Annotated in this window: 22 protein-coding genes; 10 read left to right on the top strand and 12 right to left on the bottom strand. The window is 61.9% G+C overall.

The genetic code is table 11. The annotated features are described in order from the left end of the window. Positions 1 to 178: 178 nt before the first annotated feature. From P3T40_RS26180 to P3T40_RS26165, 4 genes are all read right to left on the bottom strand, one after another. Positions 179 to 577 carry a DUF3443 family protein gene (locus tag P3T40_RS26180; protein WP_429270603.1) on the bottom strand — a complete coding sequence of 133 codons (399 nt, stop codon included), beginning with the start codon at positions 575 to 577 and terminating at the stop codon, positions 179 to 181. A 31-nt stretch (positions 578 to 608) separates the two neighbouring features. Next, positions 609 to 815 carry a DUF2844 domain-containing protein gene (locus P3T40_RS26175; RefSeq protein ID WP_429270602.1) on the bottom strand — a complete coding sequence of 69 codons (207 nt, stop codon included), beginning with the start codon at positions 813 to 815 and terminating at the stop codon, positions 609 to 611. A 511-nt stretch (positions 816 to 1,326) separates the two neighbouring features. Then, a complete protein-coding gene (locus P3T40_RS26170; RefSeq protein WP_429270601.1) occupies positions 1,327 to 1,650 on the bottom strand; it encodes a rhodanese-like domain-containing protein in 324 nt (107 codons plus the stop codon). Between the two features lie 8 nt (positions 1,651 to 1,658). After that, on the bottom strand, positions 1,659 to 2,312 hold the full coding sequence (locus P3T40_RS26165; RefSeq protein ID WP_429270600.1) for a protein-L-isoaspartate O-methyltransferase family protein: 654 nt from the start codon (positions 2,310 to 2,312) through the stop codon (positions 1,659 to 1,661). Positions 2,313 to 2,568: 256 nt separating this feature from the next. On the opposite strand from P3T40_RS26165, the gene P3T40_RS26160 reads away from it, so the two are divergent. From P3T40_RS26160 to P3T40_RS26130, 7 genes are all read left to right on the top strand, one after another. After that, the gene (locus P3T40_RS26160; RefSeq protein ID WP_429270610.1) at positions 2,569 to 3,609 is read left to right on the top strand and encodes a LacI family DNA-binding transcriptional regulator; all 1,041 of its coding nucleotides are present in this window, start codon (positions 2,569 to 2,571) and stop codon (positions 3,607 to 3,609) included. A gap of 3 nt (positions 3,610 to 3,612) precedes the next feature. Further along, positions 3,613 to 5,100: a sugar ABC transporter ATP-binding protein gene (locus tag P3T40_RS26155; protein WP_429270599.1), complete on the top strand. Its 1,488-nt coding sequence runs from the start codon at positions 3,613 to 3,615 to the stop codon at positions 5,098 to 5,100. Further along, positions 5,081 to 6,094 (top strand): ABC transporter permease, encoded by a 1,014-nt coding sequence (locus tag P3T40_RS26150; protein WP_429270598.1) that lies wholly within the window; start codon positions 5,081 to 5,083, stop codon positions 6,092 to 6,094. Before P3T40_RS26155 ends, P3T40_RS26150 begins: the two co-directional genes overlap by 20 nt. 139 nt (positions 6,095 to 6,233) lie before the next feature. Continuing rightward, positions 6,234 to 7,196, top strand: coding sequence for a substrate-binding domain-containing protein (locus tag P3T40_RS26145; RefSeq protein WP_429270597.1), 963 nt, complete (start codon positions 6,234 to 6,236; stop codon positions 7,194 to 7,196). A gap of 57 nt (positions 7,197 to 7,253) precedes the next feature. Continuing rightward, positions 7,254 to 8,312: a sugar phosphate isomerase/epimerase family protein gene (locus P3T40_RS26140; protein ID WP_429270596.1), complete on the top strand. Its 1,059-nt coding sequence runs from the start codon at positions 7,254 to 7,256 to the stop codon at positions 8,310 to 8,312. Between the two features lie 34 nt (positions 8,313 to 8,346). Then, the gene (locus P3T40_RS26135; RefSeq protein ID WP_429270595.1) at positions 8,347 to 9,498 is read left to right on the top strand and encodes a Gfo/Idh/MocA family protein; all 1,152 of its coding nucleotides are present in this window, start codon (positions 8,347 to 8,349) and stop codon (positions 9,496 to 9,498) included. A gap of 54 nt (positions 9,499 to 9,552) precedes the next feature. Beyond that, positions 9,553 to 10,260: an NAD(P)H-binding protein gene (locus P3T40_RS26130; RefSeq protein ID WP_429270594.1), complete on the top strand. Its 708-nt coding sequence runs from the start codon at positions 9,553 to 9,555 to the stop codon at positions 10,258 to 10,260. A gap of 25 nt (positions 10,261 to 10,285) precedes the next feature. Here P3T40_RS26130 and P3T40_RS26125 read toward each other — a convergent pair whose 3' ends face one another. From P3T40_RS26125 to P3T40_RS26090, 8 genes are all read right to left on the bottom strand, one after another. Then, positions 10,286 to 10,543: a hypothetical protein gene (locus P3T40_RS26125; protein ID WP_429270593.1), complete on the bottom strand. Its 258-nt coding sequence runs from the start codon at positions 10,541 to 10,543 to the stop codon at positions 10,286 to 10,288. A gap of 168 nt (positions 10,544 to 10,711) precedes the next feature. Then, positions 10,712 to 12,067, bottom strand: coding sequence for an ABC transporter substrate-binding protein (locus P3T40_RS26120; protein WP_429270592.1), 1,356 nt, complete (start codon positions 12,065 to 12,067; stop codon positions 10,712 to 10,714). A 125-nt stretch (positions 12,068 to 12,192) separates the two neighbouring features. Further along, positions 12,193 to 12,951, bottom strand: a complete 759-nt coding sequence (locus P3T40_RS26115; RefSeq protein ID WP_429270591.1) for a GolD/DthD family dehydrogenase — start codon at positions 12,949 to 12,951, stop codon at positions 12,193 to 12,195. Positions 12,952 to 13,011: 60 nt separating this feature from the next. After that, positions 13,012 to 14,295 carry a D-tagatose-bisphosphate aldolase, class II, non-catalytic subunit gene (locus P3T40_RS26110; RefSeq protein ID WP_429270590.1) on the bottom strand — a complete coding sequence of 428 codons (1,284 nt, stop codon included), beginning with the start codon at positions 14,293 to 14,295 and terminating at the stop codon, positions 13,012 to 13,014. Beyond that, on the bottom strand, positions 14,288 to 15,271 hold the full coding sequence (locus tag P3T40_RS26105; protein ID WP_429270589.1) for a tagatose kinase: 984 nt from the start codon (positions 15,269 to 15,271) through the stop codon (positions 14,288 to 14,290). The genes P3T40_RS26110 and P3T40_RS26105 overlap by 8 nt, the downstream gene beginning before the upstream one ends. A gap of 79 nt (positions 15,272 to 15,350) precedes the next feature. Continuing rightward, on the bottom strand, positions 15,351 to 16,166 hold the full coding sequence (locus tag P3T40_RS26100) for a DeoR/GlpR family DNA-binding transcription regulator (protein ID WP_429270588.1): 816 nt from the start codon (positions 16,164 to 16,166) through the stop codon (positions 15,351 to 15,353). Between the two features lie 296 nt (positions 16,167 to 16,462). Beyond that, on the bottom strand, positions 16,463 to 17,623 hold the full coding sequence (locus P3T40_RS26095; RefSeq protein ID WP_429270587.1) for an ABC transporter substrate-binding protein: 1,161 nt from the start codon (positions 17,621 to 17,623) through the stop codon (positions 16,463 to 16,465). Between the two features lie 73 nt (positions 17,624 to 17,696). Continuing rightward, on the bottom strand, positions 17,697 to 18,638 hold the full coding sequence (locus P3T40_RS26090) for a CysB family HTH-type transcriptional regulator (RefSeq protein ID WP_429270586.1): 942 nt from the start codon (positions 18,636 to 18,638) through the stop codon (positions 17,697 to 17,699). Positions 18,639 to 18,855: 217 nt separating this feature from the next. Between P3T40_RS26090 and P3T40_RS26085 the strand changes: the two genes are divergently transcribed. From P3T40_RS26085 to P3T40_RS26075, 3 genes are read left to right on the top strand one after another with little or no spacing between them, the layout of a single operon-like run. Beyond that, positions 18,856 to 20,535 carry a nitrite/sulfite reductase gene (locus P3T40_RS26085; protein WP_429270585.1) on the top strand — a complete coding sequence of 560 codons (1,680 nt, stop codon included), beginning with the start codon at positions 18,856 to 18,858 and terminating at the stop codon, positions 20,533 to 20,535. A gap of 23 nt (positions 20,536 to 20,558) precedes the next feature. Continuing rightward, a complete protein-coding gene (locus P3T40_RS26080) occupies positions 20,559 to 21,104 on the top strand; it encodes a DUF934 domain-containing protein (RefSeq protein WP_429270584.1) in 546 nt (181 codons plus the stop codon). Then, complete coding sequence (locus P3T40_RS26075; RefSeq protein WP_429270583.1) at positions 21,101 to 21,841, top strand: phosphoadenylyl-sulfate reductase; 741 nt, start codon at positions 21,101 to 21,103, stop codon at positions 21,839 to 21,841. Before P3T40_RS26080 ends, P3T40_RS26075 begins: the two co-directional genes overlap by 4 nt. The last annotated feature ends 3 nt before the right edge of the window (positions 21,842 to 21,844 follow it).

The raw sequence follows: 21,844 nt of genomic DNA, 5'->3' as shown, positions 1-21,844 counted from the left end.
TGACCCGCCGTGCCTCAGCACTGGGCTTTCGCCTCGAACCCGCAACAACCCCGGCATGACAATACGCAACTGGATTTGTTTCTCAGGAGGGATGGTGCAGTCGGGCCGCCCGTCGAAGCAGGAACCCGCCGAAACCACTAGCGCCATCCCGGCCTAGGGTTGTAGGAATGATCGGCCTTCAGGCCGGTGAGGATGTCAAGATCGCGCGGCCTTGATACTGGGTCGTAAAGAAACCGTTGCCGTCCACCGCCAGGATCGTCGGGTTGGCCGGCAAAGCATTATTTTGCTGTGTGCCCACGCCGAACACCAGTTCACCGGCCACGCTGGCCTGGCCGCCCGCGGATAGTGCGGGCAGTCGGATGACGGTGCCGTTGTTATTCGTTGAGAAAGCTGCGACCGGATTCATGACCTGCTTCGCTAGCGCCACGCGTGTGCTGGCACATGAGTTTGTGGACGAGCAGTAGTAGTACGTCGCGGGTATCAGCGTTTGTGCCACAGTTGCCATGCCGCCACAGGCTGAGAGGGCTACGCTGACGATCAGTAGCGCGATACCGAGGGTTGGGTTGAAGGTCTTCATTGTGATTGTGTCCCGGAAAAGCGGCGCTGCGTTACGGCAGATTGTTCGCGCGGAGATTGGCCGGCATCAGGCCGGGGAGGTAGGCCATGCCGAAGAAATTGCCGGGACGTCCCGCCGATTCGACCTGCAGGTCGCCATTGCGTTGGATCAACGTGCCTGTGCCACGCAAACGCTCTTCGCCCGCGGAGACGAAGTTGGGAAAATAGCCGCCAAGCAACACGTTCATGTCCGGCCGCACGGGGCCTTGCCATGAGACTGCGAAGACGACGTTATTCGGCAGTACATACTCACCGTGATACCGTCGGCGTCGCGCGATTCGTGCGCCGAGTAGGCCGCGGTGGAGGGGATGTAACCGGGCTGGTTGACGCCGCGTGTGGATGTGGAGGGCGTGGAGGAGCAGCGCGAAGCGACATGGCAGAGGATGAGCCGGTCATGGGCGCACCCCCCAGCACGGCGTAGGAGGTAAGCGGCAGCAGTGTTGCCGCGGCCAGCGCGATCGTCACGAATCTCATCAGACTGCTCCGAACATGGGTCGGAGCATGTTGCCTTCAACTGTCTAACGAGGCCGTGCGAAATTTCCCAACCGGGAAGCGAAACTTCGCTGTGGGTCGGGCTGCTAAGGAAGCGCGTGACGGAGATGGCGACGCGCGGCCGCAAGCGTCAGGCACGCTAGCGTGTCGAATGGGATGGGGTAAAGCGAGGAGGCCGCCGCCAAACCGGCACACGGCCCATACACAACACGAATCAGATCAATACGTCGGCACAGCCGGATCAACCTGGCGCGACCACGCATCAATCCCGCCTTGCAGATTGAACACGTTCTTATGCCCGCGCGATTCGAGAAACATCGCCACCTGGGCGCTGCGCGCACCGTGATGGCAGACACAAACGATCTCTACATCGTCATCCAGCTCTTCACTACGCGCCGGAATCTCGCGCATCGGAATGGACACGGCGCCGGCAATCGAAGCCGTCTGGATTTCCCACGGTTCGCGCACGTCGAGCAGCACGGGCGCGGGACGCGATTGATCGGCCAGCCATTCGGCCAAAGCAGGAGCGGTCAGGTTTTGCATCAGCGGTCTCAGAACTTGAAGCGCGGCGGTTGCACGGCATTGATCAGCGGTTCGACGTAGGTCTCGAACACATCGGCGATGCGGTACTGCTTCTCGTCGATGCGTGTGATGATCTGCGCCTTCATCACCGGTGCGGTGCCTACAAACACCGCCAGACGGCCACCAATCTTCAGATGCTCGAGGATCTCTTGCGGCAGGACCGGCAGGCCGCCCGACACGCAGATCACATCGTACGGCGCCGCTGCGGGCCAGCCGCGCGATGCGTCGCCGGTCGCGACTTCCGCATTCAGCACGCCGTTGGCGGCGAGATTGGCCTTCGCCAGTTCGGCGAGTTCCGGTTCGATATCCACGGTCAGCACGTGCTGCGCGCGGTTCGCGAGCAGCGCTGCCATGTAACCCGACCCCGCGCCGATTTCCAGCACGCTTTCATGCTTCTTCACCGCCAGTTCCTGCAGCACACGCGCTTCGACGCGCGGCGCCAGCATGTGTTGGCCAGCCGGCAGCGGCACTTCGAAGTCGACGAAAGCCAGTTCGCGGTAGACCGTGGGGACGAAATTTTCACGCTTGACGATCGAAAGCAGATTCAGCACGTCCTGGTCGAGCACTTCCCAGGGACGGATCTGCTGTTCGATCATGTTGAAACGCGCTTGTTCGATATTCATGGTGGATTCGGCGGTTCGGTTTAGGTGCGACCCGTGGGGGTTCGGGACAACTGCGGAATTGTACCAAATTGAGGGCGGAACCCGTTCACAGACGGGCAACCCGGCCGCAATCCGGCGCGAACCGGTTGCCAACCCTTTGCCCACCTGGTGCCAACCCGGCCCGTGTTAATCCCTACGAGACTGACCTTGCGATTCGCTTAACCATCGCTCAAAAATGTAATCGATTACATTTTCGAGTCAAAAAAACGTGCCTCGCCTGCCTCAATCCGAGACCGACGCGCCCCGAACGGCCCCGCAGCCGTCCGACGGCACTTCCATCGCTGGCGTCGCCGAGCAGGCAGGGGTCTCCGTGGCGACTGTGTCACGGGTTCTGAACGGCCACGCCAACGTGCGCCCCGCCACCCGCGACAAGGTGCTGGCTGCGGTGGACGCGAGCGGCTACCGCGTCAACGAGCTCGCCCGCAACTTGCGCACCGCCGAAAGCCGCCTGCTGCTGACAATGGTGCCGGACGTCGGCAACCCGTTTTACGCGGAAATCGTGCGCGGCATCGACCGGGTCGCGCGCCAGCACGGCTATTTCATGCTGCTGTGCGACACGGGCGCCGATCCGGGCCGCGAGCGCAGCTACTTCGACCTGCTGCGGCGCCGCCGTGCGGATGGCGCCATCTGTCTCGATCCGGCCACCGTGCAGCAGGCGCTCGCCGAGGAGTCCGGCGCGCTGCCATGGGTCGCGTGCTGCGAATTCGATTCGGCGGTCGGCGTGCCGTATGTCGGCATCGACAACTACCGGGCCGCCGGCGACGCCGTGCGGCATCTGCTGGCGCGGGGGCATCGGCGCATCGGCCTGATCAATTCCGACGTCGCCTACCTTTACGCGCGGCAGCGCCAGCAAGGCTATCTCGACGCTCTGCGCGAGGCCGGCATTACCCCCGACCAGCGCTGGCGCATGAACCTGAACAGTCTCGACTACGAAGCGGGCGCGTCCGCCGCGGCGCTGCTGATGACGCAGCGCGACGCGCCGAGCGCGATCTTTGCCGTTTCGGACACGCTGGCGATCGGCGTGATCCACGGCTTGCGCAGTGTCGGCAAGCGCGTGCCGGACGACGTCGCGGTGGTCGGCTTCGACGATATCTCGATCGCGGCGCAGGTCGAGCCGCCGCTCACGACCATCGCCCAGCCGATGCGCGAGCTCGGCGAAACGGCTGCGCGCCTCTTGCTGCAGCGTCTGGCCAATCCCCTGGCTAGCGTGCCCGGCGTGCTGTTGCCGCACCGGCTCGTGATTCGCGGGAGTGCCTGAACGATGAGCCTCGCCGTGCGCTTCGACGACATCCGCAAAGACTTCGGCCCGGTGCGCGTGCTGCACGGCGTGAGCTTCGAGCTGACGCCTGGCCGCATCTACGGCCTGCTCGGCGAGAATGGCGCGGGCAAATCGACGCTGATGAAAATCCTTGCCGGCTATGAGGTGGCGACCACCGGCACGCTGCTCATCGACGGCCAGGTGCAGCAGTTCGCCAGTTCGCGCGAGGCGGAAGCGGCCGGTATTGTGCTGATTCACCAGGAGTTCAACCTGGCGGAGCATCTGTCGATTGCACAGAACATGTATCTGGGCCACGAAAAGCGCCGTGGCTGGTTGCTCGACGACGCGGCGATGCGCGGGGAGGCAACGCGCTACCTCGCGCAGGTGGGCTTGAAAAAACCGCCAGATACGAAGGTGCGCGAGCTCATCGTCGCCGAAAAGCAGATGGTCGAGATTGCCAAGGCGCTGTCGCGCCATGCGCGCCTCCTGATCATGGACGAGCCCACCGCGACGCTTACACCGTCCGAAACCGAGCGTCTGTTTACGCTGATGTCGAAGCTAAAGGCCGAGGGCGTCACGATCATCTACATCTCGCACAAGCTCGACGAGGTCGAGCACATCACTGACGAGGTGATCGTGATGCGCGACGGCCGCTTCGTCGCGCGTGGCGCAACCTCGGGGCTCGCGCGGCAGCAGATGGCCAACCTGATGGTCGGGCGCGACGTGTCCGACATGTTCCCGGACAAAGTGGCGGTGGCCGCTGACGCTGAAGTCGCTTTGAAGGTTGAAGGCCTCGTCGTACCGGATTGGGTCGAATACCTAAGTTTCGAGGTGCGCGCGGGCGAAGTGCTCGGTTTTGCGGGCCTCGTGGGTGCCGGGCGCACGGAAGCCTTCGAGGCGATCCTTGGTCTGCGCCCCCGCAGTGCCGGACGCATCGAGATTGGTGGCCGCGTCGTAGACGTGAAACGGCCGCGCGATGCGATGCGCCACGGCCTCACGTATCTCAGCGAGGACCGCAAAGGCAAGGCGCTGCACGTCGACCTGAACCTGCAGGACAACCTCACGCTGATGACGCTCGAGCACTACGCACATCCGCTACTCGATCTGAAAGCGGGACGTGCCGCACTCAAGCAGGCGGTCGCCGACTTCGGCATTCGCACCGGCGATCTATCGAGCCGTGCCCGCATGCTCTCGGGCGGCAATCAGCAGAAGCTCGCGCTCGCCAAGTTCCTGCAGCCCGAGCCGAACGTGATTGTGCTCGACGAACCTACCCGCGGCGTCGATGTCGGCTCGAAGCGCGACATCTATTTCCTGATTCACCGGCTCGCCGCCCAGGGACGGGCGGTGATCGTCATCTCATCCGAACTGATTGAGCTGATCGGACTGTGCCATCGCGTCGCCGTGATGCGCGCGGGACGCCTGCAGGCCACGCTCGATCTCGATCACCTGACCGAAGAGGAGTTGATCGCTCATGCGACCGGCACCCACTGAAGCCGCCCAATCCGGCCGCGCCGTGCGTCTCGCGCACCATCTGTATGGGCTGGGGCCGCTCGTCGGCCTTCTCGTGCTGTGCATCACCGGCACCCTGCTCAACCACGACTTCGCCACCGTCGACAACCTGATGAACGTGCTCACACGCACCTCGTTCATCGGCATCATCGCGGTCGGCGAGACGTTCGTGATTATTTCTGGGGGCATCGATCTGTCGGTTGGGTCAATGGCCGCGTTGATCGCCGGCAGCATGATCTGGCTGATGAACGGCTTGTCTGCGGGAGTCGGTGGACACACCTTCGCGCCGCTCACGATTATCGCCATCGGTATCGTGCTTGCGTTTGTGCTGGGCGGGCTGTTCGGCTGGGCGCATGGCCTGCTGATTACCAAGGGGCGTATCGAGCCGTTCATCGTCACGCTGGGCACGCTCGGCATCTTTCGCGCGGTGCTCACGTGGCTGGCCGACGGCGGCGCGCTCACGCTCAACAACTCGCTGACCGATCTCTATAGCCCCGTCTATTACGCGAGTTTGCTTGGCGTGCCGGTGCCGATCTGGGTGTTTCTCGTGGTGGCGGCGGGCGGCACGCTGATCCTGAACCGCACCGCGTTCGGCCGGCATGTGCAGGCGATTGGCTCGAACGAACAGGTCGCGCGTTACGCCGCAATCCGCGTCGATACGGTGAAGATCGTTACTTATGTACTCCTTGGCATTTGCGTCGGCGTCGCGACGGTGCTCTACGTGCCGCGCCTCGGTTCGGCTACGCCGACCACCGGCATTTTGTGGGAACTGGAGGCGATCGCGGCGGTAGTGGTCGGCGGTACCGCGCTCAAGGGTGGCGAGGGGCGCGTGATCGGCACGGTGATCGGCGCGATTCTGCTGTCGGTGATAGCGAACATTCTGAATCTCACCAGCATCATCAGCGTGTATCTGAACGCGGCGGTGCAGGGCGCAGTGATTATCGTTGTGGCGTTTTTGCAGCGCGGGCGGCGGTAAAGAAGGGTGGTGGGCAGGTGCAGGGCATGGCGGAAGGCAGCAGTCAAGAATCCGGGGCACACGAAGGCGCCTCATAACGCAAGCATGGGACCGGACTAAGCGCTAAAGCGCTAAGTCCGGTCGACACTGGAGACACAACATGAAGCAGGTCATTCGAGCGATCAGCGCCGGCGTGCTGGCGTTGGGGATACTAGGGGCGACGGGCGCAGCGCGCGCCGACGACAAGGTCATTCTGGGTGTGGCGATCCCGACGGCCGATCATGGCTTTACCGGCGGCATCGACTGGTGGGCGAACAAGGCCAAGGAGGACATGGAGAAGGCGCATCCGGACCTGAAGGTGATCCTCAAAACGTCGGCGAGCGCGCCGGAACAGGCGAACCAGTTGCAGGACATGGTCACCGTCAACAAGATCAACGCGCTCGTGATCTTCCCGCATGAATCGGCTTCGCTGACCCAGCCGGTGGCGCAGGTGAAGAAGAAGGGAATCTACGTAACGGTGGTGGATCGCGGTCTGACCGACACGAGCGCTCAGGATGCGTATGTGGCAGGCGACAACACCGCATTCGGCAGGATCGCCGGCGAGTACTTCTGCAAAACGCTGGACGGCCATGGCGATATCGTCGCGTTACGCGGCATTCCGACCACGCTCGATAACGAACGCTATACCGCGTTCACCACTGCCTTAAAGGCCTGCCCAGGCGTGAAGGTGCTCGACGCGAAATACGCCAACTGGAATCGCGACGACGCGTTCAAGGTGATGCAGGACTACCTGACGCGCTTCAAGCATATCGACGCGGTCTGGTCCGCTGATGACGACATGTCGGTGGGCGTGCTCAAGGCCATCGATCAGGCGAAGCGCACGGACATCAAGGAAGTGCTCGGCGGCGCGGGATCGAAAGAGATGATCAAGCGCGTGCTGGACGGCGACAAGCTCATCAACGCGGACGTCACGTATTCGCCCAAGTTCATCTACGACGCGATCAAGCTGACGGCCGAAGCCCGTTTGAAGGGCCAGACGTTGCCGCCGAAGACGATCATTCCGTCGGTGCTCGTCACGAAGGACAATGCGAAGGAGTACTACTTCCCGGATTCGCCGTTTTAACGCGCCGGCCGCGCGCCTGGCGGCGTGCGGCCCAACCTTTAACCGAGGACGGATACGATGAAAACCATCAAGGGACCGGCGGTCTACCTGGCCCAGTTCCTGGGCGACAAGGCGCCCTTCGACACGCTGGAAAACATGGCGACCTGGGCCGCCAGTCTCGGCTACGAGGGGATCCAGGTTCCGGTCGACGCACGCCTGATCGATCTCGAACAGGCCGCCGCAAGCCAGACGTATTGCGACGAATTGCTCGGTGTCGTGGCCGACGCCGGCGTCGAGATCACCGAACTGGCGACGCATCTGCAAGGTCAACTGGTGGCAGTGCATCCGGCTTATGACCTGCTGTTCGACGGCTTCGCCGCGCCGCACGTGCGCGGCAATCCGCAAGCGCGCACCGAATGGGCGATCGAGCAACTGAAGCTGGCGGCGCAGGCGTCGCGGCGGCTCGGGCTCGACACGCACGTGTCGTTTTCCGGCGCGCTCGCGTGGCCTTACGTCTACCCATGGCCGCAAAGGCCTGCGGGTCTCGTCGACGCCGCCTTCGATGAACTGGCGCGTCGCTGGACGCCGATTCTCGATGCATTCGACGAGGTGGGTGTGGATGTGGCGTACGAACTGCACCCGGGTGAAGATCTGCATGACGGCGTAACCTTCGAACGCTTTCTGGAGCGCCTGGACGGAACGCGCGGACAGCGCCGCGCGAATATTCTGTTCGATCCGAGCCACTACGTGCTGCAGCAACTCGATTACCTCTCGTTCATCGATATCTATCACGAGCGCATCAAGGTCTTCCATGTGAAGGACGCGGAGTTTCGTCCGACGGGCAAGGCAGGCGTCTACGGCAGTTACAGCGACTGGGTCGAACGTCCGGGCCGGTTTCGCTCGCTCGGCGATGGCCAGATCGATTTCGCCGCGATCTTCTCGAAGATGGCGCAATACGATTATCCAGGCTGGGCGGTCCTCGAATGGGAATGTGCGCTGAAGCATCCTGAAGATGGCGCGCGCGAGGGTGCCGAGTTCATTCGCCGTCACATCATTCGCGTCGCCGAACATTCTTTCGACGATTTCGCCGGCAGCGGTGTCGATACGGCGCAATTGAAGCGCGTGCTGGGTATCTGAGCGCTGTGTTGAGCGGTACTAAGGAGCATTTCCTATGACACGAAAGTTACGGCTGGGCATGGTCGGCGGCGGGCAGGGCGCGTTCATCGGCGCGGTGCACCGGATCGCCGCGCGCCTCGACGATCGCTTCGAACTGGTGGCGGGCGCGTTGTCGTCCGATCCAGAGCGTGCCAAGGCGAGCGCGGCGGAAGCCGGCATCGCCCGCAGTTACGCAGACTGGCGCGAGATGGCGCAAGCGGAAGCCGCGCGCAAAGACGACGGCATCGACGCAGTGGCGATCGTCACGCCGAACCATCTGCATGCGCCGGTGGCCACCGCGTTTCTTGAAGCGGGTATCCACGTCATCTGCGACAAACCGCTCGCCGTGTCGCTCGCCGAAGGGCAGGCCTTGGCGAAGCTCGCGCGTGAGAAGAAACGGCTGTTCGCACTGACGCACACGTATTCCGGCTATCCCATGGTTCGCCACGCGCGCGAACTGGTCGAGGCAGGCGGGCTCGGCGAGGTGCGCGTCGTGCAGGTCGAATATGCGCAGGATTGGCTGGCGGAGCCGATCGAGCAATCCGGCACCAACAAACAGGCTGGCTGGCGCACCGATCCGCAGCAGGCCGGTCCGGCAGGTTGCCTCGGCGATATCGGCACGCATGCCTATCATCTTGCGTCATTCGTGACCGGCATGCAGCCTAAATGGCTTTCAGCCGAGTTGCACACTTTCGTGCCGGGGCGCCGCGTCGACGATCATGTGCAGGCGATGCTGCGCTATGAGAGCGGCGCGCGCGGCATGCTGTGGGCGAGCCAGGTGGCGGGCGGCGCGGAGAACGCGCTACGGCTGCGCGTCTATGGCACGAAAGCGGGCCTCGCCTTCGATCAGGAGAATCCCAACGAACTGTGGTTCACGCCGCTGGGTGGCGCGGCAGAGCGGCTGACGCGCGGGAGGGTAAAGAGCGCGATCGCTGCGCATGCCACGCGTGTACCGCCGGGGCATCCTGAGGGCTATCTGGAAGCGTTCGCACAGCTCTATAAGGACGCCGCATTGCAGATCGAGGCATTGGATGCAGGCAAGGAGCCTCCTCCGGAAAGCAGGCTGCTCACGACGGTCGACGATGGCGTGGCGGGACTGCATTTTATCGAGGCGGTGCTCGCGAGCAGCGCGGCTAACGGGCAAATCCAGGAGGTGTTAGGCGGGTAAGCTTCATGTCGACGCTGTAAGATGCGGTGGTGCCCTTTTATGACGGACTCACGCATGTCGACTTCCTTCGCGTCCAGGCAGGCCAATGTCGTCCGCAAACAGACCGTGTTGCTGCTTGGCGGCACGGGTCTCGTGGGGAGCGCGTGCCTGCGATTGCTCGCCCGCGATGACCGGGTTCATGAGGTGCGGATGCTGGTGCGCCGGGCATCGGGGGTGGCCGTGACGGGTTCGACAGGGACCAACCGGATCGTCGAGCATCTGATTGACTACGACAGGCTCGACGCGGATGCGGATATTTTCGACGTCGATTCCGTGATCTGCACACTAGGCACGACCATCCGCACGGCCGGTTCGCAGAACGCGTTCCGCAAAGTGGACTATGAGTATCCGCTACGGATTGCGGGCATCGCGCGCCGCCACGGCGCGTCGCACTTTGCGATTGTCAGCGCGATCGGCGCCGATCCAGAGGCGCGGACTTTTTACAGCCGCGTCAAAGGGAATGTGGAGGAAGGGCTCAAGAAGCTCGACTATCCGGTGCTGACCATCGTGCGGCCTTCATTCCTGATGGGTGAACGCGCTGAGAGTCGTCCTCTGGAGACCGTCGCGCGGCACCTGGGCGTGTATCTGCCGCTGAAGTGGCGTTCCATCTCCGTCGAGCGGGTGGCGCGGGCGCTGGTGACCGAAGTGCTCAGCAACGATACGCGGGGCGTCAATATCATCGAGAACGATGAACTGCATCGCGCGCCGCCGTTGTGCCGTTAGCCGGTAGACGCTAGCGGCGCGGGTTTTAGCTCTTACTCTTCCTGATCTGCTCTTCGAACGCCAGGTCGAGCTTGCTCGCCTTGCGCGGCTTCGGCGGACCGAACCCGTCGACGAATTTGACGAAATCGTCGAGCGTCAGCGGGTCGGAGACTTTTTTGTCCGTGCCGCTCGACTTGTCGACGAGGTAAAACAGGCCGCCGGACAGGCTGATCGCCGCAAACTGCGGATTGCCGCTGCGGGTTTTCAGCCGCTCGACGGCATGGATGGCTCGGGTGGTACGCATGATGGAGGACTGCCGCCGGATGAGGGGGCATTTACTGTATCAGCAATGGAGCGTAATCGCCCACTCAATCGCTGCGCACGCCCCTGGCTTCCGGGGTCGATGCAGAGGCCACGCCTCTCGTGTCGCACGAAAGCGCGTGGCCTGACCGACTGCGGCAGAGGCTTCCGGTTACTTCTGGTAGCCCGCCTGGCGCACCGCACGGTTAGCCGCCGCCTGGCCCGCCTGCAGTGCCTGGTCAACGCTGAGCTGACCGGCAAGTGCACCTGCAATCTGCTGCCCAATAAGGGTTCCGAACGACTGGAATTCCGGAATACCCACGTATTGCACGCCGCTGTACGGGACCTTCTTCAAGGTGGAGTCATTGGGATTGGCGGTGTCGATCGCGTTCAGTACAAAATCGCTGAACGGTGCGGCCTGCTTGTATTCAGGACGTGTGTAGGTCGATTGACGCGTGCCCGGCGGCAGCGATGCCCATCCGATGTCATTGCCTACCAGGGTGATGTATTCCTTGGAGGTCGACCATTCGATGAACCGCTTGGCCGCGTCCTGCGATTTCGACGACTTCGGAATCGCTAAAGACCAGGACCAGAGCCAGTGGGCGCCCTTCGGCGTAATCTGCGTCGGCGCTGCGGCGAACCCTACCTTGTCCGCGATCGACGATTCGGTCTTGTTGTAAAGAATCCCGGCAGCGGACGTTGCATCCACCCAGATCGCGCACTTGCCGCTTGTCATGAGCGACAGGTTTTCGTTGAAGCCATTTGAACTGGCTCCCGGCGGCCCATCTTTCTTTAGCAGATCAACGTAGAAGTTGATGGCGTTTTTCCATTCCGGCGAATTGATCTGTGCGTTCCACTTCTCGTCAAAATACCGCCCGCCGTAGGTGTTCACCAGCGTTGAGACGAAGGCCATGTTCTCGCCCCAACCCGCCTTGCCTCGCAGACAGATACCGTAGACGCCGTTAGGCCTGTCGGTCAGTTTATCGGCAAGCTCGCTAATCTGGCTGTAGGTTGGATGATCCGGCATCGTCAAACCCTTGGCCGCGAATAAATCCTTCCGGTAGAACGTCATCGAGCTTTCGGCATTGAATGGCAACGCGTATAGCGTTCCATGGTACGACAGACCGTCGCGGACCGATTTGAGCACATCGTTGAGATCGTAGCTGGCGGGCAGCCCGGTGACTGGGACGAGCCATCCGCGCTTGCCCCACAGCGGTGCTTCATAGGTCCCGATGGCCGCGACGTCGAATTGACCGCCGTTCGTCGTGATATCCGTCGTCAGGCGTTGCCGAAGCACGTTTTCTTCGAGCACGATCCAGTTCAACTGGATATCGGGGTTGGCCTTCTCGAACACCGGAGAAAGCTTTTTCATTTCAATCAGATCGTTGTTATTCGGTACAGCAATCGTGACGGTGGTCGCATAGGCCACGCTACCGATGCCCAGTCCAATTCCAGCAACAACAGATACGGCAAGACGGCGCCGCAAGGCGTCGCGGCGCAACGAAACCACATCAGAACGGCAGATCATTTTTGTCTCCTAAACATCGTGGGTTGTGTAAAGTCCCTTGCTGCCTCCATTTACTCCCAGGTTTTCGCTCGTGCTTATGTCGTCAATAGCAGTCGCGGGTCAGCCCGATCTGAACGTGTCGGGATCTAAATAATCGTGTAACCACCATCGATCATCAGGTTTGCCCCGTTGACCATGGCGGCTTCCCTGCTTGCCAGGTACATGATTGCGGCGGCGATCTCGGCCGGCTTGGCGAAGCGCCGGGTAGGGATAGCGGCTCTGGCGCGTTCTCCTTTTTCTCCTGCCCATCCACTCAGCCCCAGCTCCGTTTCAACGACAGTCGGCGAAATGGCATTGACCGTCACGCCTCGCGGCCCCCATTCGAGCGCCATGCAATTGGTCATGCCAATGATTCCGGCTTTGCTTGCGCAATAAGCGACATGCCCTTCTATGCCGATCACGGCCGCCTGGGAGGCGAGGTTGATGATCCTTCCCTGCCCACGCGCGAGCATGCCCGGTGCGAATGCGCGCGCAACGAGAAACGCGCCCCGCAGATTGACCGCCATCGTTCTGTCCCACGTTTCAAGCGGGAAATTCTCAGCCGGTGCTAGCGGGCCGATGCCCGCGTTGTTGACCAGAATGTCGACGTGACCGAACAGCGAAAGAATCTCATTAGCCGCTGCCGTGACAGATTCAGCGTCGCTGATGTCAGCGACCCAGCCCGTATGCGGTGCACCGAGGCTCGAAGCTACATCTGCGATGGACTCGGAACGATCCAGCAGGACGAGGGTAGCGCCAGCTGCTGCGAATTGCTCCGCGGCCTGGCGGCCTATGCCGGCTGCCGCGCCCGTTATCACTACAACTGCGTTGCTAAAGTCATATGAAGCGTTGGGCTGAAAGGACATGATTTCCTCCTGGTTCTTGTGGGACTGTCGCGGCGTTTCGTTTCGTTTCGTTTCGTCACGTCACTCGCGACAAGCCGACGCGTAATGTTCGATGACCTCGCGGACCTTGCTCTGCACGATGCTCATCGGCGAGCCGTCGATCATGCCGCGCCGTAGTGCCCAGTACTGGGCCGGTAGATAACGGCTCAGGAGGTTTTCTGGAATCGTTGTGTCAGCGAGGTTTCCCAGCAGCCTTTGCGCTGCTGCATCGACCTCCGGATCAGCCCAGTAGTACCGCACCCGATCGCTATAGCTGTAGGTGCGAAGCAGACGTTTTTGGGCTTCATCGCCGTGGTAATACCTGTCCCAGTTGGCAGGCTTGCGCAGCATCGCAGCTTCCACGACTGCGCGCAGGTCGGCGCGCTTAGCCGCCGGCAACAACTCCGCCTCGATGTCTGCCAGCGCATAGAGGGCCTCGCGCAACGCGAAGGTGACGCCCGGTCCAACTTTCAGAATCGCGAAGCCATCTCGTACGAGCGCCCGCAGGGATTCGGGTGTTTGATAATCGGTCGAGTGCGCTTCGAACACCATGCCGGGCAGTTGTGCGAGCACTCGCGAAAGGCCGATGGCAAGCGCGGGCTGGTAGTCGATCACTTTCGTGTGATCGAACTCGACGCCTGGCTGCACGACCAGCGCAATGACGCGGTCCCACACTGCGTCGAGGTTTCGTGCGCGCCACGCATCACGATGCACAGCGACCGTATCGAACGCCGCGTCCTGCCGTGTGACGTCGACCGTATTCAGCGTTTCGCTTGCACCTCCGGGCACGGGCACCTCGGTGCCGATCACATAGACGGGACGGCTCTTGAGCCCGGTGCGAGCGGCAGCGGCTTCAGCGATGGCGCATAGGCGCGCGGCGCGTTCTGCCACGACGCTGTCCGACAGACGCTCCGGATCGTCACCGCAGGCCATGCTGGTGTCCAGATGGATCTTCGTGAAGCCGGCGCATACGTAGGCTTCGATGAGCGCTTCCGCGCGCTGCATCGCTTCTTCCGCGGGATAACTGCGCCACGCGTTCGGCCCGAGATGATCGCCGCCGAGAATCAGGTGATCGCGCGGCAACCCAACCCGCTCCGCGATCAGGTGAGCAAAGCGGACGAAGTCCGCCGGTTTCATGCCGGTGTAACCGCCGTATTGATCCACCTGATTCGACGTGGATTCGACCAGCAGCGGCGTACCGTCGTCGAGGGCCTGTTGCATCGCTGCGCCAAGCACCCACGGATGCGCGGAGCAGATCGAATAGATTCCCTTCAGGGAATTCGCCGCACTGTGCCCGTTGGAGAGGCGCGCAACCACGTTAGCCATGGTTAGACTCCGGTTTCGCTATGAAGGCGTCGAGTTCGGCCAAGGTCGCGGTGCCTTCCATCGGTCCGCGGAAGCTGACTGCCCGGGCGCCGCTCGCGCAGGCATAGCGCAACGCCTCAGCGACGCTCATGCCCTGCGCCCGGCAGGCGATATAGGTCGCGCCGAAGCAGTCGCCCGCGCCGGTGGGATCGACCTCTTCGACCTGAATCGCAGGCGCATGCAACTCATCGGTGCCGTTGTAGAAGCTGCAACCGTCCTTGCCGCGCTTGACCACGACTTCGCGGATGCCGCGCTGCAAGAGTTCCTCGATGGCGGCGCGCTCGGAACTGGCGGTTGCCAGCAACGTCACCTCGTGACCGCTCGGCAGAAAGACGTCCGTATAGTCGAGAATGAAATCCAGCGCCTCGCGCATCTCCGGAATGCGCAGCATCTCCTTGCGGATATTTGGATCGAAGCTGACCGTACCGCCATGCCCTTTCACGGTCTCGATGACCTTCTTCATGGCCTCGATGATGCGAAACGAGAACAGCGATGAGCCCATCACGTGAAAGTGACGGCAGTCCTTCAGCAGGTCCTCGCGGATATTGGCCACCGAGAGATGAGCCGAGGCGCTATTGGTGATGTTGAAAATGAAGTCGCGCTCGCCGTCCTCGCGATAAGTAACGAAGGCGCTGCCGGTCGTCTGCCCCTTGATGACGGCGATACCCGAGACGTCGACGCCATCCGCGCGCAAGCGCTCGACGTTGAGCGTGCCGAAGTCGTCGTCGCCGACGCAGCCGATCATCGCGCAGCGGCTGCCGAGATGGGCCGCCTGGTCGATGAAAATCGCCGGCGCGCCGCTGGCATAGGGGCCGATGAGCGTGCCTGGTTTGCGAAATGACTGGCCGCGTTCGGTCGCCATGATTTCGACGAGGATCTCGCCCATCGTCAGGATGTAGCCGGGCTTGCCGGCGCTATGCGGTTCAGGATTAGGCATGGCGCTTCTTTGTTTGAACAGGATCGATGTCGCCGCGCAGCGCTTTGTGCTTCATGGTGTCTCTTCCTTTTATGGATGGTTAGCGCGTGGATTTCCGGAACTCGAGAATTCCGTTTTCCCGTCTGTGTAGTTCAAGGTGCTTGCGTGGAAACAGGTCCATCGTGGGCGGATCGATGCCGTCGTCGATGACCAGTCCGCCGATATCGGCGAGGTTGCAAAACACGTGGCCGTCGCGCTCGGACAGTTGCGGTTGATACGCGACGACGATGGTGCGGGCGGCGGCTTGGGTGGCAGCATGAAACACCCGGGCGAGGCTCGGGTTGGCGCAGAGCAGGTTGCCGTCGCGGTCGAGACCTGACGCCTCGAGAATGCAGAGATCGAGCGGGCGAGCCGTGACGGAGCGCTCTGCATCGGGGCCGGTCAGGGTGGTGGCTTCGTCGATGAGGTGTCCGCCGGTCAATTGCAACTCGCAGTGCACGAAGCGCTGGGCGGTTTGAGCCATTGCGATGTCGTTTAACAGCAGCGACAGGTTCGAGCGATCCGAAAGCAGCGGCAGTACCTTGTGGACGATTTCGCCGGCGCCGAGCATCAGCGACTCGTGGTCGTCCACGGATTCTGCAGCGAACCGGGCAATCGCCATTTCCGCAGCCTTGCGAGTGGCGCCATCCGACAGCGGCATCAAGATGCTCTCGCCGGGGCGTTGGGCCAGATACCGCGCCTTGCCGAATGAACGCACCAGATAGCGCTGCTGTTCGAGGTAAGTCAGATCGGTACGTATGGTCACGCTCGACACGTCGAACGCCTGGCTGAGTTCCTCGACCGAGACTTCACCGCGCTTGCGGACCATCTCGACGATCTGCAGCCGTCGCTTCAGTGAACTCTTGTTAGCCAGCATGTCTCCGCTCTTCGAAAGAAAATCCTTTTGTTTCGAAAGAGTTTAGTTTCGAATCGAAAGTGAGTCAAAGAAAAGCGTGGGCGTGGGGGCTGTGGTTTTCCCTGGATGGAGGGGAACAGAGGTCAAGCATTTACATGCGCCAGTGCACTGGACGGCGTGGCGGGAGAGAGACGGTGGGAGTTGGTGTTGCGAGGAGATGCGCCGAGAGGCGGAAGAAGGAGCCGTTCAAAGTGAAGCGGCCCCTTCGTAGATACGTAGGTGCGTCGTTGGGCAGGCCGGATTCCCGGCCATCGAGCTTACTGGCTCAAGTACGTAAACTTCCCGTCCTTGATAATCCCCATCACGCTCGCCCGTTGATCGAGCCCGACGTGATCCTTCGCGCTGGTATTGACCACACCGTTCGGCACGACCAGTTCATGCGCGTGTTCCAGTTCATCGCGCAGCGCGACGCGAAACGCCGGCGTGCCCGGTTGTGCCGTCTTCAGCGCACGGGCCACGGCATCCTGCAGCCGCGGATACACGCCCGCCGCGTCGCCGGCGAATTGCGTGACCGAGCCCGGACCGTACTTCGCTTCATACGCATTCACGAACACCAGTGCGGCCTTCTTCGCCGGATGATCGGCCGGCAGCGTGCGCGCTACTACGACGGGTTGCGTCGGAAACAGCGTACCTTCGACATCCCTGCCGCCGAGCTTGATGAATTCCGGCGTCGCGATGCCATGCGTCTGGTAAATCGGGCCCTTGAAGCCGCGTTCGATCAGCGTGCGCTGCGGCAACACGGTCGGCGTGCCGGCGCCCGCGATCAAAATCGCATCAGGCTTGGCCGCCATCACCTTCAGCACCTGGCCTGTGACGCTCGCATCCGTGCGGTTAAAGCGCTCGGTCGCAACTAACTGGATGTGCCGCAGCGCCGCGAACTTCGAAAACTCATTGAGCCAGCTTTCGCCGTAGCCGTCGGCGAAGCCAATGAAACCCACCGTCTTGACGTTGTGGTTCGACATGTAGCGCGTCATCACGTCGGCCATCGCGCTATCGGTTTGTGCCATCTTGAAGGCCCATACACGCTTGCCTTCCTGCGGTTCGACGACGCTCGCCGAACCGACCAGCGTGATCATCGGCGTCTGGCTTTCCGCCACCGGGTCGAGAGCGGCCATCGCCGCCGGCGTGATATTCGGCCCGACAATCACATCGACGTGGTCTTCGTTGATCAGCTTGTGGATATTGCGTACCGCGGCGCCCGGGTCGGAGCCGTCGTCGAGAATGATGTAGTCGGCCTTCTGTCCGGCGATAGTATCCGGCCACATCAGCATCGCGTTCTTGCTGGTAATGCCGATCACGGCCGCAGGGCCGGTGCTCGACAGGTCAATACCGACTTTCAGATCGGCATGCGCGGCCGTTGCGGCCAACAGGGCCCCGAGCGCGGCGATGCCGCGCAGGCTCTTTTTATACGACATCATCGAAAATCTCCGTAGCGGGAAGCGGAAATTGAAGCGGCTCAAAAAGCGCAGTGCAAGGGCCTGATCGGACGACTCAAAGCTCGTAGCTTTCGTGTTCGCCCTTGAGCGCCTGCTCGATCAGCTTGCGGTTCATGCTCGGCGACAGCAATTCGACGAGCGTATACACGTAGCTGCGCAGGTAAGCACCCTGTTTCAGCGCCACGCGCGTCACGTTGCTGCCGAACAGATGGCCGACCGGCATCGCCCGCAGATGGCGGTCGCGCTCCGCGTTAAAAGCGATATCGGCCATGATGCCGACGCCCAGCCCCAGTTCGACGTAGGTCTTAATCACGTCGGCGTCGATGGCCTCCAACACAATATCCGGTACTAGCCCGCGCAGCCGGAACGCCTCGTTGATCTTGGTGCGGCCCGCAAACGCGTTGTCATACGTAATCAGCGGATATTGGGTCAGATCGTCGAGCGACAGCAGCTTGCGGTCGAGCAACGGATGGTCCGGCTGCATCACCGCGATGTGGTGCCACTGAAAGCACGGCAGCGAGACCAGTTCCTTATAGTTGGCGATTGCCTCGGTGGCGATCGCCAGATCCGCCTGGTCATGAATCACCATCTCGGCTACCTGGGTCGGATTGCCTTGCAGAATCGAAAGGTGAACTTTCGGGAAGCGCTTCTTGAATTCTGCGATTGCGGCCGGAAGTGAGTAGCGGGCCTGCGTGTGGGTGGCGGCGATGACGAGGTTGCCCTGGTCCTGCGCCGCGTAATCTTTACCGACGCGTTTGAGGCTCTCGACCTCCTGCAGGATCTTTTCGACAGAAGCGAGGATAATGCGCCCCGGTTCGGTCAGCGAGCGCACGCGCTTGCCGTGCCGGGTGAAGATTTCGACGCCGAGTTCGTCTTCTAGCTCGATGATCGCCTTCGAGACGCCAGGCTGGCTTGTATACAGTGCCTTGGCCGCTTCGGTGAGGTTGAAGTTCTGCCGCACGGCCTCGCGCACGAAGCGGAACTGGTGCAGGTTCATATATAACCTCTGCGCATATCAAAAGAATTTTTTAGTCGTTTGAAGTATATGGGGAGTTTATTACTATTTCCCCATCTTTTTCAATATGGATATCTGTTTTTGTCATTAGCAAATGAGCGGGGGGCTGAAAGGTTCCGCTCAACCTTACTGGCAAAGGCTGAGATCTTTGCGCGGCGCAACCGGAGCGCGGCGTGTAACGCAAAATTGGGGTCCCCGAATGTACCAATACGATCAGTACGACCAGACCATCGTCGATGAGCGGGTCGCGCAATACGCCGACCAGGTTCGCCGCCGCTTGTCGGGCGAATTGAGCGAAGAGGAGTTCCGTCCGCTGCGCCTGCAGAACGGTCTGTACATGCAGCGCCACGCGTACATGCACCGCATCGCGATTCCGTACGGCAACCTGCGCAGCGACCAGATGCGCGTGCTCGCGACAATCGCGCGCGAACACGACCGCGGTTACGGCCACTTTTCGACGCGCTCGAACATCCAGTACAACTGGATCAAGCTCGAAGAAACGCCGGAAATCCTCCGCAAGCTCGCGGCCGTGCAGATGCACGGCATTCAGACGTCGGGCAACTGTATCCGTAACATCACGGCCGATCAGTTCGCCGGCGTGGCGCCCGACGAAGTCGTCGATCCGCGTCCGTGGGCTGAGATCCTGCGCCAATGGTCGACGTTCCACCCCGAATTCGCCTGGCTGCCGCGCAAGTTCAAGATTGCCGTGTCGGGCTCGACGGAAGACCGTGCCGCCGTGCAGATCCACGACCTGGGCGTGTATCTGAAGAAGAACGAGCAGGGCGAACTGGTGGTCGACATCCTGGCCGGCGGCGGCATGGGCCGTACGCCGATCATCGGCGCGATCATCCGCCGCGACCTGCCGTGGCAACACCTGTTGACCTACTGCGAAGCCGTGCTGCGTGTGTACAACCGCTACGGTCGCCGCGACAACATCTACAAGGCGCGCATCAAGATCCTCGTGAAGGCTTTGAGCCCGGAGAAGTTCTCGGCGCAGGTCGAAGAAGAGTGGCAACACTTGAAGGACGGCCCGTCCACGCTGACGCAAGCCGAAGTCGACCGTGTTTCGCAATACTTCCAGCCGCCGCAGTACGAAAAGCTGCCGGATACCGACGCCTCGTTCGAAAAGCATCTGCTGGAAAACCGCGGCTTCGCCCGTTGGGTCGAGCGCAATGTGCGTCCCCACAAGGTGACGGGTTATGCTTCTGTGACGCTGTCGTTGAAGCCGACCACGATCGCCCCCGGCGACGCCACCGATGCCCAAATGGAAGCCGTGGCCGACTGGGCCGACCAGTATTCGCTCGGCGAGATTCGCGTGTCGCACGAACAGAACCTGATTCTGGCGAACGTGCAGAAGCGCGACCTGTTCGACCTGTGGGAAAAGGCCAAGGCGCAGGGGTTTGCGACGCCGAATATCGGTTTGCTGACCGACATCATCGCGTGCCCGGGCGGCGATTTCTGCTCGCTCGCAAACGCGAAGTCGATCCCGATTGCGCTGGCAATCCAGGAACGCTTCAACGATCTGGATTACGTGTATGACCTCGGCGACGTGTCGCTCAACATCTCGGGTTGTATTAACGCTTGCGGCCACCACCACGTCGGCAATATCGGCATTCTGGGCGTCGATAAGGACGGCTCGGAGTGGTATCAGGTGACGCTCGGCGGCGAGCAGGGTACGGGCGCCACGGGCGCGCATCTTGGCCGTGTGATCGGCCCGTCGTTCTCGGCGGAAGAGATGCCGGACGTGATGTCGAAGGTGATCGATACGTTCGTGGAGAATCGCATTGAAGGCGAGCGCTTCATCGAAACGTACAGCCGTATCGGCATCACCCCGTTCAAGGAACGCGTGTACGCATCGCGTCAGCCGGCTCACGCGTAACCGAGACAAAGGATACTGAACAGATGGCTTCTATCATCAAGAATCGCACGATCGTCAACGATGACTGGACGGTAGTGCGCGCAGCGGAAGACGGTACCTTGCCCGCGGTGGACACGTTGCCGGCTGGCAAGATGCTGGTGCCGCTCGCGTTGTGGCAAGCAGAGCGGGAAGCATTGACGGCCTCGCGTAGCGCCGCCGAAATCGCGGTGTGGCTCGCGGCGGACAGCGAACCGGCTGACATTGTGGGTGACTTCGACAAGATCGCGCTGATTGGCGTGGACTTCCCGGTGTTCCGCGACGGCCGCGGCTACAGCATTGGTCGTCTGTTGCGCGAGCGCTATGGCTACAAGGGCGAAATTCGCGCGATTGGCGACGTGCTGCGCGATCAACTGACCTTCATGTTCCGCTGCGGCTTCGACGCGTACGCCGTGCGTGCCGACAAAGATCTTCATGATGCGCTGAAAGCGTTCGACGAATTCAGCGTGCAGTATCAAGGCGCGGTGGATAATCCGTCGCCGCTGTTCCGCCGCCGCGAAGCGACGGCTGCTGCGCAGAAGGCGTCGGCATGAGTACCGTTGCCTCAGTGACGCCCGAGCTAACTGCGAAGATCGAGCGCCTGAACGCGCTGCTCGATTCGATCGCGGCTCGCCACGAGAAGGTGAAGCTCGCCAGCAGCCTCGCGGCGGAAGACATGCTGCTCACGCATGCAATCCTCTCGCGCGGCGTGAAGATCGGCATCTTCTCGTTGAACACCGGCCGCCTGCATGCGGAAACGTTGGGCATGCTCGACCGGGTGCGCGAGCGCTATGGCTACGAGATCGAACAGTTCCATCCGCAACAGGCATCGGTCGACGAGTATGTTGCGTCACATGGCCTGAACGCGTTTTACGAAAGCGTCGATCTGCGCAAGCGTTGCTGCGAGATTCGCAAGGTCGAGCCGCTGAATCGCGCACTGTCCGACGTGAGCGCCTGGGTGACGGGCCAGCGTCGCGAGCAATCGGTGACGCGTGCCGAACTGCACGAGGAAGAGCATGACGCGGCGCGCAATATCGCCAAGTTCAATCCGTTGACGGACTGGACCGAAGCCGATGTCTGGGCGTACCTGACGGCGTTCGACGCGCCGGTTAATCCGCTGCATGCGCGTGGTTATCCGAGCATCGGCTGCGAGCCGTGTACGCGGGCGATCCGTCCCGGCGAGGACAGCCGGGCAGGACGCTGGTGGTGGGAGTCGCGCGATACGAAGGAATGCGGCTTGCACATCACCACAATTCCGATTGCCGTCGTTTCCGAAAACGCCTCGGCCTGAACG

It is taken from the genome of Paraburkholderia sp. EB58, from assembly GCF_050436665.1.
Classification (GTDB): domain Bacteria; phylum Pseudomonadota; class Gammaproteobacteria; order Burkholderiales; family Burkholderiaceae; genus Paraburkholderia.
This window is presented reverse-complemented; position numbering and strand designations above follow the sequence as displayed.